We start from the raw sequence: 13643 nt of genomic DNA, 5'->3' as shown, positions 1-13643 counted from the left end.
CAGTAGCTTAAATGCCTTTACCAAAAGTATTACATTGTCCCGGATCGCCGCTGTCAAAACCGCGTTTGAACCAGCTAAGCCGCTGCTCAGAAGTGCCGTGGGTAAAGCTGTCCGGCACAACGCGTCCTTGTCCCTGCTGCTGCAGGCGATCGTCGCCAATAGCCTGAGCGGCGTTCAGCGCTTCAGCCAGGTCGCCGGACTCCAGCACGCCCTGCTGCTGCATACTGTTGCCCCAGACGCCGGCAAAGCAGTCCGCCTGCAGTTCCATACGTACGGAAAGACGGTTCACTTCAGCCTGTGAGGCATTCTGCTGCATCTGGCGAACTTTCGGTTCAATACCCAGCAGTTTCTGCACGTGGTGACCCACTTCATGGGCGATAACATAGCCCTGAGCAAAATCACCATCGGCGCCCAGCTTGTTTTTCATGTCATCATAAAATGAGAGGTCGATATACACCGTACCATCCGCCGGGCAGTAAAACGGCCCCATCACCGACTGACCTGCGCCACAGCCGGTACGCGTCGCTCCGCGATACATTACCAGCTTCGGCTGTTGGTAGGTCCGGCCCATTTTTTCAAACTGCTGCCCCCAGGTATCTTCCGTGGTGGCCAGAATCACCGAGGTAAATTTTGCTGCTTCATCATCATTTGGGCTGATGGAGTGTGATGATTGCTGTTGGGAAACTGGCTGGCCGGTCATTAATCCGGTGAGATCCACGCCATAATATCCCGCCACCAGCACCACAATCAGCAGGATGATGCCGCCTTTACCACTGGGCAAACGAAAACCAGGGCCGCCTATAGAAGGGCCGCCACCGGAGCTATTTCGTCTGTCTTCCACATTGTCACTTTCACGACGCCCTTGCCAGCGCATAATCACCTCAACTTTTTATTCATTATGATGATGATCGTAGGCGGTTCGGAACAGGATTACCATAAGAAACAGTAATCAAAATCGGCGGGATTGATGAGCCGGAGAGCGATCGCCGGCTCAGGGGAGGATTAGTCTAACTTCACACCCAGACGATGCGCGACGGCTTCATAGGCTTCGATCAGGCCGCCCAAGCTCTGGCGGAAGCGATCTTTGTCCATTTTATCCAGCGTTTCTTTGTCCCACAGACGGCTGCCGTCCGGTGAGAACTCATCGCCCAGGACCACTTCACCTTTATACAAACCAAATTCAAGTTTGAAGTCGACCAGAATCAGACCGGCATCATCAAACATCTTTTTCAGCACGTCGTTGGCTTTGTAGGTCAGCTCTTTCATACGCGCCAGATTCTCTTTGCTCACCCAACCAAAAGTTTCGCAATAGGAATCGTTAATCATTGGATCGTGCATAGCATCGTTTTTCAGGAACAGATCAAACAGCGGCGGATTCAGTTCAATACCTTCCTCAACGCCTAAACGCTTAACCAGGGAACCTGCTGCGCGGTTACGAACCACACATTCAACCGGTACCATCTCCAGTTTTTTCACCAGACATTCAGTATCGGAAAGCAGTCGCTCCATCTGGGTAGGAATGCCCGCTTCTTGCAGTTTAGTCATAATGAAATGGTTGAACTTGTTGTTCACCATGCCTTTACGATCAAACTGTTCAATGCGCGCGCCATCCCCTGCTGACGTATCATTGCGGAATTCGAGCACCAACAGGTCCGGGTTTTCCGTGCTGTATACGGTCTTCGCTTTACCACGATACAACTCAGCTTGCTTTTGCATCTTTATTACTCCTGGGTGTGAATTAACGATAAATATTGCGTTTTTCTGCCGACGCACACGTTTGCGTATCATATCAGAAAAAAAGGCTGGAGTTATCCAGCCCTTTATTTTTACTTACTGAACGCTGCCTGGAAGACGGCGACCAGCGCGTCGTTCTGGCTTTGCGTCAGGGTATGCCCCTTCGGATCGATAAACTGCAAGCTACTGCGGTTGTCTAAATCACCGACCTGCAGTTTATAGTCGCCGGATACCAGACCCGGATCGCTTGCGCCCAGCTCCTGCCAGTTGCTATCAGACAGTGGTTTGTAGGTCACGGCGATGCTGCCCTGAGAACGGGTGCTGTCGGTCACTTTCATCCCCACTTTCTCAAGCGCTGCCGGCAGACGCTGCCATACCACGTTGAACGGTCCACGTACCACCAGCATCGGTAAACCGGTGTCATCGGCAGCACTCTGAACATCCATGGTGGCGGCAGAGCGGTTCTGCGCGGCATTCGCGGCATCAGTGGCGTTCTTATCCAGACCTGCGGAGATAACGTTCATCATCTCAGCGCTGTAACGCTGCATTGATGCTGGATCAGCTACGGGTTTCCCCGCCTGCTCGAGGTTAATCAGTTTCACCGTTACCGCTTGCTGATAGCCCTGCGGTTTAACCGAGATTTGATAACGTCCACGGTACTGCTCGTCTTCATCCAGACGGTTCCAGTTAACCCAGTCGGTGGTCAACGTCTGGCTGGCATCATCACGTTTGGTGATCGTGTAGTTTTTAGACTGAATGACGCTAACGACCTGTGGCCACAGCGTGTTGCCACGACCATTTTCCACCAGCAATGTCGACGTATCACCCGCGATCTGAGTGCGAGCGCCGGTGACTAGTGCTAACGGCTGAGCCGGCGGGCGAATGTCCAGCGCTTTACCAACGGCACCGCTGCCGTTGGTGACCGGGATATTATAGTCACCCGACATAACTGGCAGAATCATCCCAGCTGGAGCGTGAAGCTCAGCAAGCGGTGCGGCCTCCAGATAGGATTCATCACCGCTCACCTGGCGCTTATAACGCGAGTCAGAACTACAGGCCGCGAGCAACATAACAAGCGAAACACCCGCAACCTTGGCCAGGCGCGACTTTTGTACTGAGTAAGCCATCAAATCTCCCTAAACTTTACAGCAAACCGGCATGCTTAAGCGCCGCTTTGACGATTTCACGAGCATTATCCGTGATTGGCGTCATCGGCAGACGTAGCGTATCGGTCGCCACAAGTCCCAACTCCTTACACGCCCATTTCACTGGGATAGGATTGGGTTCGACAAATAGTTTGTTGTGTAACGGCATCAGACGCTGGTTAATCACCCGCGCCTCGGCAAAGTTCCCGGCTGCCGCCAGTTTGCACATTTCGGCCATATCGCGTGCCGCAACGTTAGACGTCACGGAAATCACGCCATGACCACCGAGCTGCATAAAATCCAGTCCGGTCGCGTCATCACCGCTGAGCAGAATAAAGTCGTCTGAAACCAGCTCTTTGATCTGGTGAACGCGACTTAAGTTCCCCGTGGCCTCTTTAATAGCGATAATATTTTTTACTTTCGCCAGGCGACCAACGGTTTCCGGCAACATATCGCAGCCGGTACGGGACGGTACATTATACAGAATTTGCGGCAGGTCAGTATGTTCAGCGATGGCTTTGAAATGCTGGAACAAACCTTCCTGGGTTGGGCGGTTGTAGTAAGGCGTCACCGTCAGGCAGCCGACAACACCACTGTCGTTGAAACGCTGCGTCAGACTAATGGCTTCCGCGGTCGCATTAGCGCCGGTTCCGGCAATCACCGGAATACGCCCGTCGGCCAGCTCCAGGGTCATCATCACCACATCGCCATGCTCATCATGACTCAGGGTGGCAGACTCACCGGTGGTGCCAACCGAAACGATCGCCGAGGTGCCGCTGGCGACATGATAATCAATCAGTTTTTTCAGGCTCGACCGGCAGACTTTACCTTTCTCATCCATCGGCGTAACAAGCGCGACAATACTTCCCGTGAACATGGGCCATCCTCTGTGCAAACAAGTGTCTCAATGGTACGTTTGGTACGACAATAAAAGCAAGCGACCAGAGCCGTTCTGATTGTTGTATGCATGTTTTTTTTATGCTTTCCTTATGATTACCTCACCGCTCAAAGGAAGAACAGGTTTGACATCGTCATCGCAACACTATCTGGTCATTACTGCGCTGGGTGCTGACCGCCCGGGAATTGTGAACACCATCACACGTCATGTCAGCAGTTGCGGCTGTAATATCGAAGACAGCCGACTGGCCATGCTGGGTGACGAGTTCACGTTTATCATGTTGCTGTCGGGCACCTGGAATGCCATTACCCTAATTGAATCAACCTTGCCGTTGAAAGGTGCAGAGCTGGATTTACTGATTGTGATGAAGCGCACGACCGCACGCCCCCGTCCGGCGATGCCCGCTACGGTATGGGTGCAGGTCGATGTTCCTGATTCTCCGCATTTGATTGAACGCTTTACCGCCCTGTTTGACAGCCACCAAATGAATATTGCGGAACTGGTTTCACGCACGCAACCGGCTGAGAACGGAAAGGCGGCACAGCTGTTTATTCAAATTACCGCACATAGTCCTGCGTCACATGATTCGGCAAATATTGAAGATGCGTTTAAAGCACTCTGTACAGAACTCAATGCGCAAGGCAGTATTAACGTCGTCAATTACTCACAGCATGATGAACAGGATGGAGTTAAGTAATGAACCCACTGAAAGCCGGTGATATCGCACCGAAATTTAGCTTGCCGGATCAAGACGGAGAACAAGTAAATTTAACCGACTTCCAGGGACAGCGTGTTCTGGTTTATTTTTACCCGAAAGCCATGACACCCGGCTGTACCGTTCAGGCCTGCGGCCTGCGCGATAACATGGATGAGTTAAAAAAAGCAGGTGTTGAAGTGCTGGGAATCAGCACCGATAAACCAGAGAAGCTTTCCCGATTCGCGGAGAAAGAAGTCCTTAACTTCACGCTCCTGTCCGACGAAGATCACCAGGTTTGCGAGCAGTTCGGCGTCTGGGGTGAGAAGTCATTTATGGGCAAAACCTATGATGGCATCCACCGCATCAGCTTCCTGATTGATGCTGAAGGGAAAATTGAGCATGTGTTTGATGACTTCAAAACCAGCAACCACCACGACGTGGTAATGAACTGGCTGAAAGAGAACGCCTGATTTACATTTTGCCAGATAGCGCCTGATGGTGACGCCACGCGTCTTATCAGGCCGCCATCCGCATAACTCCGTAGCCGGATAAGGCGTCTACGCCGCCATCCGGCATCAACGTCGTTTATTCAAACGTCCCTTTTACACAGGCTTTTTTCTCTCTGACGACGGCTTTTCCCTTCGCCCACAGGTGATGAACTTCAAGCACATCATTGAGCACCAGAATGTCGGCATCGCATCCCACCGCCAGACGCCCTTTATGCTCCAGTCCCAAAAATTCTGCGACCGTTCGCGTCAGCGGACACAGCGCCAGTTCCAGCGGTATGGCATGAACCTTCACCAACTGGCGCACTGTTTCAGCCAGTGATTCAAACCCTGCGACACCGATGCCGGTAAGATTACCGTAGTCATCAAATTCCGGCTGGCTACCGTTGCCGTCTGAACTCAAGGTAATACGCGACAGCGGCACGTTCTGGCGTAGCGCCGTGGCGATAGCCGTGGCCGGGTCGACGGGTTCATCAATGCTGCTGGTAATGTCGATATAACCGCCTTTGCGGGCATACTCCAGCGCCGACTGAAACAACGGTTCCGCACGATTGACGTGTGTGGGCAGCAGCTTGGTAATCGGTACATCGCAACTGTCGAGGATCTGGTACAACGGCTCCAGCATGCGCGGGCTGTCGCCCATATGGAAGACGCTAATCCCCGGCTTGCGCCCTAACAATCCGCCAACGCGCGACTGCGCCGCCATGTTTGCCAGCACCGAGGTGTCCGGGGCTGAAGAACGATGGTCCGAAACAGCACATTTCACGCCAATGATTTTATCGATCAGCGCCACATCGCGATCGATACTGCCGGTGATGGTCGGGGAAGGCAGAGAATACGCCCCGGTCAGCATCCATGCGCTGATGCCTTCAAATTCCAGCGCGCGGGTTTTCGCCAGCAGAGATTCAGGGTGACGGGTAATACCATCTGTCCCCAGCAATCCCACCACCGAGGTGACGCCAGCTTCAACCAGCCGCGACAAGCGCACTTCCGGCGTGCGGGTGTGCGGCCCCGCTTCTCCGCCGCCGCCAATCAGATGGACGTGTTGATCGATAAATCCTGGGCACACAATCGCACCGTTAAGATTGATACACTCGCAGCCAGGAAAATCGTCAGGGGAAATCGACGGCGCGATGGCAACAATTTTGCTGTCAGACACCAGTATATCCTGGCGTCCTAAATCTTCCGGCGCGTACACGTGTCCCTGCTGGAACAACGTCAAATTAAGAATGGAACAGTTCATAACCTTCCTTGTCAGGCAATAACCTGCATAACCCAAATAGAGAGCAGCGCATTAATTACGCATACCGCAATAATAAGCGGGTAATAACGGGGATGGACCCCCGCGGTACCCAGACAGCGTCCCACATTTTGCACCGGATTGCCCATCAGGTAGATAGCCGGTAACAGCACCGTAGCATCATGTCCCGAAAGCGTACCGGCGACAACCAGGCTGGCGCAAACACCGACGCCGCCTCCCATACTCATCACCGCCGCCAGCAGTACGGTAGCAGATTCCCCCGGCAGTCCCCACAGCGCCATTACCGGCTCACATACCCGCCCGACAATCTCGAGCAGTCCCGTCACCTTCAGCGCCTGAATAATCACAAACGCCATTACCACGTTAGGCAACAGGCTGGTTGTTGCAATAGTGAATCCGCGCCGTGCGCCATCGATAAACATATCCATGACGTTTTTACGTACTTGCGTTGTCATCTCACGCCTCCTGCTGCGTACGGCGATTTTCCAGCTGCGCAATCCACAAACGCAGCAGGTTCGCACCCACAAATTTGAAGACAAGGATCACCACCAGCGGCGTAATCACCGGAACGGTAACCATCGTAAACAGCGCGGCACCCGAGGAAAAATAGTTGGTAATACACGCACTGCCGCTGGTTTGCCAGCAGGCAAAAATGGCACGTTCCTGTTCAGTGATAATGCCCTCTTCCGCCATTTCTTTAGTCATCCCTGCCGCAGCATCGGTATTTTGCAAATTCGCAATCAGCGCCAGCGAGCAAATACCCGGAATACCGAGTAACGGGCGCAGGACTGGCGTCATCAGTTGCTGTGCCGCACGCAACCCTCCCAGCCCTTCGGTGACGGAAATTATCCCGAGTGAAAGAATGACGGAAGGCGCCAGCTCAAGCGCGAATAAGAAGCCGTCTTTTGCGCCCATACCGCCCGTGCCGCGAAAAGAGACCGCCGTGTCCCCCGCCGCATTAATCTGCCCAAACGCACCGTTGAGAACGGTGAAATCAAAGACTCGCCACCATTCGGTACTTTTCGCAAACATGCCGGAAAAAAGAATAATCGTAATAAAAAAAGCGAGATAACCGCCCCATCCCACCTTCTGCTGCGTGTGTGTGTTGTGACCCATTTTGTTCTCCTGTTGGCCTTATTCCTTGCGTGACTTAAAGACATCACGCGGGTCAAGTTAAAGACAAACGCAGAGAAAAACGACACCAGAGGAGATTATTCAGAATGTGTGGATAGAGGTCAGACAAGTTCGGCTCCGGCGACATTGCATCGCCGGAGCAAACAGATTAGGGTTCATCAACGACCTGACCATCCGGCCAGGCATGCATTACCGCTTTGATTAACGTCGCCAGAGGAATAGCAAAGAATACGCCCCAGAATCCCCACAGGCCGCCGAATATCACTACAGAGAGAATAATCACCAGCGGATGCAGATTTACCGCCTCGGAGAACAGCACCGGCACCAGCAAATTACCGTCCAGCGCCTGGATTATCAGGTATACGGCAAAACAGCTCCAGAACTCGGTGCCAAGCCCGAACTGGAACAATGCCACACCGACCACCGGAATAGTGACCACGAAAGCGCCGATATACGGGATCAGCACGGAGAAGCCTACCAGCACCGCAAGCAGCAGCGAATAGTTGAGGCCAAACAGCAGGAAGCCGAGCCAGGTCGCCACGCCGACCACCACCATTTCCAGCACCTTGCCGCGGATATAGTTGGTGATTTGCTGGTTCATCTCTTTCCACACCTGCCCCGCCAGTCCGCGATTACGCGGCAGCACCCGACGCACTGCGTTCAGCATTTGTCCTTTATCTTTGATCAGGAAGAACACCATCAACGGGACGAGAATCAGATACACCGCCAGCGTCAGCAATCCGACCAGTGAAGCCAGCGAATATTTCACCACCGAATCGCCCATGGTGAGCATTCGCGAGCGCATATTCTCCGCCATCGCATCAATAATGCCCGCATCCATCAGCGCCGGATAACGCCGCGGTAAGGTGGCGGCAAAATCAGACAATTTATTGAGCATGCCGGGCATATCGCGGATCAGGTAGATCCCCTGTTGCCATGCAACGGGCATTACCACAAACGCCATCAGCAGCAAAATACCGACAAACACCACCAACACAATCGATGTCGCCCAACGCCGTGAACAACCAATATGTTCCAGCCGTACTGTCGGCCATTCGAGCAGGTACGCCAGCACAATGGCGACCAGCAGCGGCGCCAGAAGACCGCTAAAAAAGAACAGGATGCCAAAACCGGCAACCAGAATAATCAGCAAGGCGATGGCTTCGGGGTCGCTAAAGCGGCGGCGATACCATTGCATCAACATTTCGAGCATAAAACCCTTCCATGAATCCAATAGCGGGATTGCGATCCCGAATTGTATCGAAATGTCACAAAAAAGACTTCGCTTTTTATAGCGGATTACGCAAAGTGAAAAGACATTTTTCCTGGGTGTTCATCGTCAGGTTTCGCAGTTACACTCCCTAAGCTTGCGGAGTGTGAACGATACTTCACGGCATTGGTCAAATGGCTATCTCAAAAAAGAATACAGGACAGAGGTTATGTTCAGGCAGTTGAAAAAAAACCTGGTTGCTACCCTCATTGCTGCACTGACCATCGGTCAGGTTGCGCCCGCATTTGCAGAAACCGCGGACACCCTGCCTGATATGGGAACCTCGGCAGGGAGTACGCTTTCCATAGGACAGGAAATGCAGATGGGCGATTATTATGTACGCCAACTGCGCGGCAGTGCGCCATTAATTAACGATCCGTTGCTGACGCAATACATTAATGCGCTGGGGATGCGTCTGGTCTCGCACGCCGACTCGGTAAAAACGCCCTTCACCTTCTTTTTGATTAACAACGATGAAATCAACGCCTTTGCTTTCTTTGGCGGCAACGTTGTTTTGCACTCCGCACTGTTCCGCTATTCCGATAACGAAAGCCAACTGGCATCGGTTATGGCGCACGAAATTTCCCACGTTACGCAGCGTCACCTGGCGCGCGCAATGGAAGACCAGAAACGCAGCGCGCCGCTAACGTGGGTGGGTGCGTTAGGGTCAATTTTATTGGCGATGGCCAGCCCGCAAGCAGGTATGGCGGCGCTGACCGGTACGCTGGCGGGTACACGTCAGGGGATGATTAGCTTTACGCAACAAAACGAACAGGAAGCAGACCGCATCGGTATTCAGGTACTGCAACGCTCGGGATTCGATCCCCAGGCTATGCCGACGTTTCTGGAAAAATTGCTCGATCAGGCCCGTTACTCTTCGCGTCCACCAGAAATTTTGCTGACTCACCCCCTGCCAGAAAGCCGTCTGTCGGATGCCCGTAACCGCGCCAACCAAATGCGTCCGGCTGTCGTCCAGTCTTCAGAAGATTTTTATCTGGCCAAGGCACGCACCTTAGGCATGTACAACTCTGGTCGCAACCAGTTGACCGATGACCTGCTGAGTAACTGGTCGAAAGGCAACATACGTGAGCAACGTGCGGCGCAGTATGGCCGGGCATTGCAGGCAATGGAGGCCAGTAAATATGACGAGGCACGTAAAGCACTGCAACCGCTGCTGGCGGCAGATGCTAACAATGCCTGGTATCTCGACCTGGCAACGGATATCGATCTCGGTCAGAAGAAAACCAGCGATGCCATTAATCGGTTGAAAAACGCCCGCGACCTGCGCACCAACCCGGTACTGCAGCTCAACCTGGCAAATGCTTATTTACAGGCCGGGCAAGCCAAAGAGGCGGCGACCATCCTGAATCGCTATACGTTTAACCATAAGAACGACCCTAACGGCTGGGATCTGTTAGCGCAAACGGAAGCCAACCTGAACAACCGCGATCAGGAGCTGGCGGCCCGCGCGGAAGGGTATGCCCTCGCAGGACGTCTGGATCAGGCGATTTCGATGCTCAGCAGCGCAAGCTCACAGGTCAAGCTGGGTAGCCAGCAGCAGGCCAGATACGATGCCCGTATCGACCAGCTACGCCAACTGCAAGAGCGCTTTAAACCGTATACGAAAATGTAATTATCGAACCCTTGCCGGATGGCGATATGTAGGCCAGATAAGGTCTTTTGGTCGCCATCCGGCAGGATTGTTATGCAAGGAGAAGTCATGTCAGACGCGATTAAAATCTACCATAACCCACGCTGCTCCAAGAGCCGTGAAACGCTGGAGTTACTGAAGTCTAACGGTGTGGACCCGGAAGTGGTGTTGTATCTGGAAACCCCGGCTGACGCCACAACCCTGCGTGAATTGCTGCAGATGCTGGGCATGTCCAGCGCGCGCGAGCTGATGCGCCAGAAAGAAGATCTCTATAAGTCACTTAATCTGGCGGACGTAAATCTGAGTGAAGATGCGCTGATTCAGGCAATGGTGGAAAACCCGAAATTGATGGAGCGCCCGATTGTGGTTGCCAAAGGCCAGGCGAGAATTGGACGCCCGCCGGAGCAGGTACTGGAAATCATCGGTTAACCTGAAACCTGCCGCAGTCTCTTCGGCTGCGGCGCTTACAGCTTCAGTATCTCTTTTACGAATGGAATGGTCAGCTTACGCTGGGCGGTGATCGATGCATGATCAAGCTGATCCAACGTCATAAACAGCGTACGCATTTCTCGATCCAGACGCTTGAGCAGGAAGCGTCCCACATCTTCCGGCAGTTCAAACCCACGAAGTCTGGCGCGTAATTGCAACGCCTGCAGCTTATCTTCATCGGAAAGCGGCTGCAGCTTGTAGATTTGTCCCCAGTCCAGGCGCGAGGCGAGATCCGGCAACCCCAGATTCAGCTGTCTTGGCGGGCGATCGCCTGTGATCAGCAGACGCGTTTTCCCCGACTCCAGGATGCGGTTGTAGAGATCAAAGATCGCCATTTCCCACAGCGAATCCCCGGCCACACATTCGATGTTATCGATGCATACCAGCGATAAATGCTCCATACCGTCGAGCACCTCGGGGACGAACCAGGTACGCTTGTCGAGCGGCACATAGCCTACCGCATCGCCGCGCGCGGACAGTTCCGCACAGGCTGCATGCAGCAAATGACTACGGCCAGCGCCTTCACGCGACCAGAGATAAATATACCCGCTATGGTCCTGACGCAGCACGTTTTGCAGTGCAGCCAGTAAAGAGGAGTTATCCCCCGGCCAGAAACTTGCGAAAGTTTCGTCGTCAGGAAGATAAAGTGGCAAAGAGAGCTGTGCCGGTGTGTTCAGAGATACCTCAACCCAGGATTTCATAAAATCGCGTTGAGTTTAACACAGAAATACGTCGTGATAGAACCGGGCAGCATCGCCACCCGGTAAGAGATTTACTGTTGCGGACTGTCGGCATCTTCCGCGTCAAGCACGACTTCTTCCGGACGCAGCAGGCTGATAACTTTGAAAATCAGGCTCAGACAAACGCCAACAATGGTCGCCAGCGCCATGCCTTTCAGCTCAGCGGCACCAATGTGAACTTTCGCGCCACTCACGCCAATGATCAAAATAACCGAGGTCAGGATCAGGTTTTGCGCTTTGTTGTAGTCAACTTTTGACTCGATCAGTACGCGAATACCAGAAGCACCAATCACGCCGTACAGCAGCAGCGATACGCCACCCATGACCGGCAGTGGAATGATTTGGATCGCCGCAGCCAGTTTGCCCACACAGGAGAGCAGAATGGCAAAAATTGCCGCGCCGCCGATAACCCAGGTACTGTAAACACGGGTAATCGCCATTACGCCAATGTTTTCGCCGTACGTGGTGTTCGGCGTAGAGCCGAAGAAACCAGAGATAACCGTAGACAGGCCGTTGGCAAACATAGAACGATGCAGGCCAGGATCGCGAATCAAATCTTTTTTCACGATATTCGCCGTTACCACCAGGTGTCCAACGTGTTCAGCGATGACCACCAGCGCCGCCGGCAGGATGGTCAGAATGGCAACCCATTCAAAGCGCGGCGTGTAGAACGTTGGCAGAGCAAACCAGTGGGCCTGCGCAATTGGCGTGGTGTCCACGACCCCCATCACGAAGGAGAGCGCGTAGCCGGCCAGCACCCCAATCAGAATCGGGATAATCGCCATAAAACCGCGGAACAGTACAGAGCCAAATACCGTAACCGCCAGCGTCACCATTGAGATGATGATGGTTTTTGAATCCGGTAATTGCCCCTCTGCTGGCAGTAACCCCGCCATGCCCGCAGCGACGCCAGCCAGCTCCAGACCGATGACGGCAACGATTGCTCCCATCGCCGCAGGAGGGAACATGACATCCAGCCAGCCGGTTCCTGCTTTCTTAACGATGAAAGAAACCAGGCAGAACAGAACGCCGCACATAATGAAACCACCCAGCGCCACTTCATACCCTAACGGCAGCAACAGCAGTACCGGGGAAATGAATGCGAAGCTGGAACCCAGATACGCAGGAATTTTACCTTTACAGATAAAGAGATACAGCAACGTACCAATGCCGTTAAACAGCAGAACGGTAGCCGGGTTGATGTGGAACAGGACTGGCACCAGAACCGTTGCGCCAAACATAGCGAACAGGTGCTGCAAACTAAGCGGGATTGTCTGTAAAAGCGGCGGTCTTTCACTCACCCCGATAGCACGGCGCGTCATAGTGTTTTCCTCTGAGTGTTGTTTGTTATTAGCCTTGGGTTGTTATATTCAAAAAAAAGCCGACTCTTAAAGTCGGCTTCTTTTCACTTATTCGTTTACTTGGTACCAAAAATCTTATCGCCGGCATCGCCGAGCCCCGGAATAATGTATCCGTGCTCGTTCAACCCCTGATCGATGGAGGCCGTGTACAGCTCAACATCCGGGTGCGCTTTTTCCAGTGCCGCGATACCTTCCGGTGCCGCAACCAGGACCAGCACTTTAATGCTGGTGCAGCCTGCATTTTTCAGCAGGTCGATGGTGGCGATAACGGAACCGCCGGTTGCCAGCATCGGGTCAACGATCAGCGCCATACGCTCATCGATGTTAGATACCAGCTTCTGGAAGTACGGAACCGGCTCCAGCGTTTCTTCGTTACGGTACATACCAACCACGCTGATACGCGCGCTCGGAACGTTTTCCAGTACGCCTTCCATCATGCCCAGGCCCGCACGCAGGATTGGCACAACGGTGATTTTTTTACCTTTGATTTGGTCAACTTCAACCGGACCGTTCCAGCCTTCAATGGTCACCTTTTCGGTTTCCAGACCAGCGGTTGCTTCATAAGTCAGCAGGCTGCCAACTTCCGAGGCGAGTTCACGAAAGCGTTTAGTGCTGATGTCGTTTTCACGCATCAGTCCCAGCTTGTGTTTGACGAGTGGGTGTTTGACTTCCACGATCTTCATACTCTTCTCCTTTCCTCAGACGAGTGGCAACCACAAAAAAAATCGCCGGATTATACCGCTTTTCGTCTCTGGCG

The 13643-nt window shown here is 53.3% G+C and carries 15 protein-coding genes; 4 read left to right on the top strand and 11 right to left on the bottom strand.

From position 1 onward, the window contains the following. Positions 1 to 7: 7 nt before the first annotated feature. The 4 genes from HV229_RS06895 to dapA all read right to left on the bottom strand — a co-directional run bounded on the left by HV229_RS06895 (position 8) and on the right by dapA (position 3756). Complete coding sequence (locus HV229_RS06895) at positions 8 to 874, bottom strand: neutral zinc metallopeptidase (RefSeq protein ID WP_016153970.1); 867 nt, start codon at positions 872 to 874, stop codon at positions 8 to 10. A gap of 128 nt (positions 875 to 1002) precedes the next feature. Continuing rightward, entirely contained in the window at positions 1003 to 1716 is a 714-nt protein-coding gene (purC, locus tag HV229_RS06890; protein ID WP_003835086.1) for a phosphoribosylaminoimidazolesuccinocarboxamide synthase, read from the bottom strand. Between the two features lie 110 nt (positions 1717 to 1826). Then, positions 1827 to 2861, bottom strand: a complete 1035-nt coding sequence (gene bamC, locus HV229_RS06885) for an outer membrane protein assembly factor BamC (protein ID WP_016153971.1) — start codon at positions 2859 to 2861, stop codon at positions 1827 to 1829. A 16-nt stretch (positions 2862 to 2877) separates the two neighbouring features. Then, positions 2878 to 3756, bottom strand: coding sequence for a 4-hydroxy-tetrahydrodipicolinate synthase (gene dapA, locus HV229_RS06880; protein ID WP_016153972.1), 879 nt, complete (start codon positions 3754 to 3756; stop codon positions 2878 to 2880). A 145-nt stretch (positions 3757 to 3901) separates the two neighbouring features. Between dapA and HV229_RS06875 the strand changes: the two genes are divergently transcribed. Both HV229_RS06875 and bcp read left to right on the top strand, forming a co-directional pair. Then, positions 3902 to 4474 (top strand): glycine cleavage system transcriptional repressor, encoded by a 573-nt coding sequence (locus HV229_RS06875; protein ID WP_003037954.1) that lies wholly within the window; start codon positions 3902 to 3904, stop codon positions 4472 to 4474. Next, entirely contained in the window at positions 4474 to 4944 is a 471-nt protein-coding gene (gene bcp / locus HV229_RS06870; RefSeq protein ID WP_003835095.1) for a thioredoxin-dependent thiol peroxidase, read from the top strand. The genes HV229_RS06875 and bcp overlap by 1 nt, the downstream gene beginning before the upstream one ends. A 115-nt stretch (positions 4945 to 5059) precedes the next feature. On the opposite strand, the gene iadA is transcribed toward bcp, so the two are convergent. From iadA to HV229_RS06850, 4 genes are all read right to left on the bottom strand, one after another. After that, the gene (gene iadA / locus HV229_RS06865; RefSeq protein ID WP_181547137.1) at positions 5060 to 6223 is read right to left on the bottom strand and encodes a beta-aspartyl-peptidase; all 1164 of its coding nucleotides are present in this window, start codon (positions 6221 to 6223) and stop codon (positions 5060 to 5062) included. Positions 6224 to 6234: 11 nt separating this feature from the next. Continuing rightward, complete coding sequence (locus HV229_RS06860; protein WP_003037948.1) at positions 6235 to 6696, bottom strand: YjiG family protein; 462 nt, start codon at positions 6694 to 6696, stop codon at positions 6235 to 6237. 1 nt (position 6697) lies between these two features. Next, positions 6698 to 7357 (bottom strand): nucleoside recognition domain-containing protein, encoded by a 660-nt coding sequence (locus tag HV229_RS06855; protein WP_181547135.1) that lies wholly within the window; start codon positions 7355 to 7357, stop codon positions 6698 to 6700. A 166-nt stretch (positions 7358 to 7523) separates the two neighbouring features. Beyond that, positions 7524 to 8588, bottom strand: a complete 1065-nt coding sequence (locus HV229_RS06850; RefSeq protein WP_016153975.1) for an AI-2E family transporter — start codon at positions 8586 to 8588, stop codon at positions 7524 to 7526. Between the two features lie 226 nt (positions 8589 to 8814). Between HV229_RS06850 and bepA the strand changes: the two genes are divergently transcribed. Then, positions 8815 to 10278 carry a beta-barrel assembly-enhancing protease gene (bepA, locus tag HV229_RS06845; protein ID WP_047501595.1) on the top strand — a complete coding sequence of 488 codons (1464 nt, stop codon included), beginning with the start codon at positions 8815 to 8817 and terminating at the stop codon, positions 10276 to 10278. An 87-nt stretch (positions 10279 to 10365) separates the two neighbouring features. Then, complete coding sequence (arsC, locus tag HV229_RS06840; RefSeq protein ID WP_046275209.1) at positions 10366 to 10725, top strand: arsenate reductase (glutaredoxin); 360 nt, start codon at positions 10366 to 10368, stop codon at positions 10723 to 10725. Between the two features lie 35 nt (positions 10726 to 10760). Here the strand turns inward: arsC and HV229_RS06835 are convergent, their stop codons facing one another. The 3 genes from HV229_RS06835 to upp all read right to left on the bottom strand — a co-directional run bounded on the left by HV229_RS06835 (position 10761) and on the right by upp (position 13569). Then, the gene (locus tag HV229_RS06835) at positions 10761 to 11462 is read right to left on the bottom strand and encodes a DnaA inactivator Hda (RefSeq protein ID WP_200049399.1); all 702 of its coding nucleotides are present in this window, start codon (positions 11460 to 11462) and stop codon (positions 10761 to 10763) included. Between the two features lie 95 nt (positions 11463 to 11557). Beyond that, complete coding sequence (uraA, locus tag HV229_RS06830) at positions 11558 to 12847, bottom strand: uracil permease (RefSeq protein ID WP_016157119.1); 1290 nt, start codon at positions 12845 to 12847, stop codon at positions 11558 to 11560. A 95-nt stretch (positions 12848 to 12942) separates the two neighbouring features. After that, the gene (gene upp / locus HV229_RS06825; protein WP_003835110.1) at positions 12943 to 13569 is read right to left on the bottom strand and encodes a uracil phosphoribosyltransferase; all 627 of its coding nucleotides are present in this window, start codon (positions 13567 to 13569) and stop codon (positions 12943 to 12945) included. Positions 13570 to 13643 lie beyond the last annotated feature (74 nt).

Source organism: Citrobacter sp. RHBSTW-00524, from assembly GCF_013747755.1.
In the GTDB taxonomy this organism is placed as follows: Bacteria; Pseudomonadota; Gammaproteobacteria; order Enterobacterales; family Enterobacteriaceae; genus Citrobacter; species Citrobacter braakii.
Note: the sequence above shows the minus strand (reverse complement) of the source record. Positions and strands in the feature narration are given on the sequence as shown.

Excerpts from the sequence above, each read along its gene's own strand:
- HV229_RS06895 (WP_016153970.1), bottom strand. The coding sequence starts at position 874 with ATGCGCTGGCAAGGGCGTCGTGAAAGTGACAATGTGGAAGACAGACGA.
- purC (WP_003835086.1), bottom strand. The coding sequence starts at position 1,716 with ATGCAAAAGCAAGCTGAGTTGTATCGTGGTAAAGCGAAGACCGTATAC.
- bamC (WP_016153971.1), bottom strand. The coding sequence starts at position 2,861 with ATGGCTTACTCAGTACAAAAGTCGCGCCTGGCCAAGGTTGCGGGTGTT.
- dapA (WP_016153972.1), bottom strand. The coding sequence starts at position 3,756 with ATGTTCACGGGAAGTATTGTCGCGCTTGTTACGCCGATGGATGAGAAA.
- bcp (WP_003835095.1), top strand. The coding sequence starts at position 4,474 with ATGAACCCACTGAAAGCCGGTGATATCGCACCGAAATTTAGCTTGCCG.
- iadA (WP_181547137.1), bottom strand. The coding sequence starts at position 6,223 with ATGAACTGTTCCATTCTTAATTTGACGTTGTTCCAGCAGGGACACGTG.
- HV229_RS06860 (WP_003037948.1), bottom strand. The coding sequence starts at position 6,696 with ATGACAACGCAAGTACGTAAAAACGTCATGGATATGTTTATCGATGGC.
- HV229_RS06855 (WP_181547135.1), bottom strand. The coding sequence starts at position 7,357 with ATGGGTCACAACACACACACGCAGCAGAAGGTGGGATGGGGCGGTTAT.
- HV229_RS06850 (WP_016153975.1), bottom strand. The coding sequence starts at position 8,588 with ATGCTCGAAATGTTGATGCAATGGTATCGCCGCCGCTTTAGCGACCCC.
- bepA (WP_047501595.1), top strand. The coding sequence starts at position 8,815 with ATGTTCAGGCAGTTGAAAAAAAACCTGGTTGCTACCCTCATTGCTGCA.
- arsC (WP_046275209.1), top strand. The coding sequence starts at position 10,366 with ATGTCAGACGCGATTAAAATCTACCATAACCCACGCTGCTCCAAGAGC.
- uraA (WP_016157119.1), bottom strand. The coding sequence starts at position 12,847 with ATGACGCGCCGTGCTATCGGGGTGAGTGAAAGACCGCCGCTTTTACAG.
- upp (WP_003835110.1), bottom strand. The coding sequence starts at position 13,569 with ATGAAGATCGTGGAAGTCAAACACCCACTCGTCAAACACAAGCTGGGA.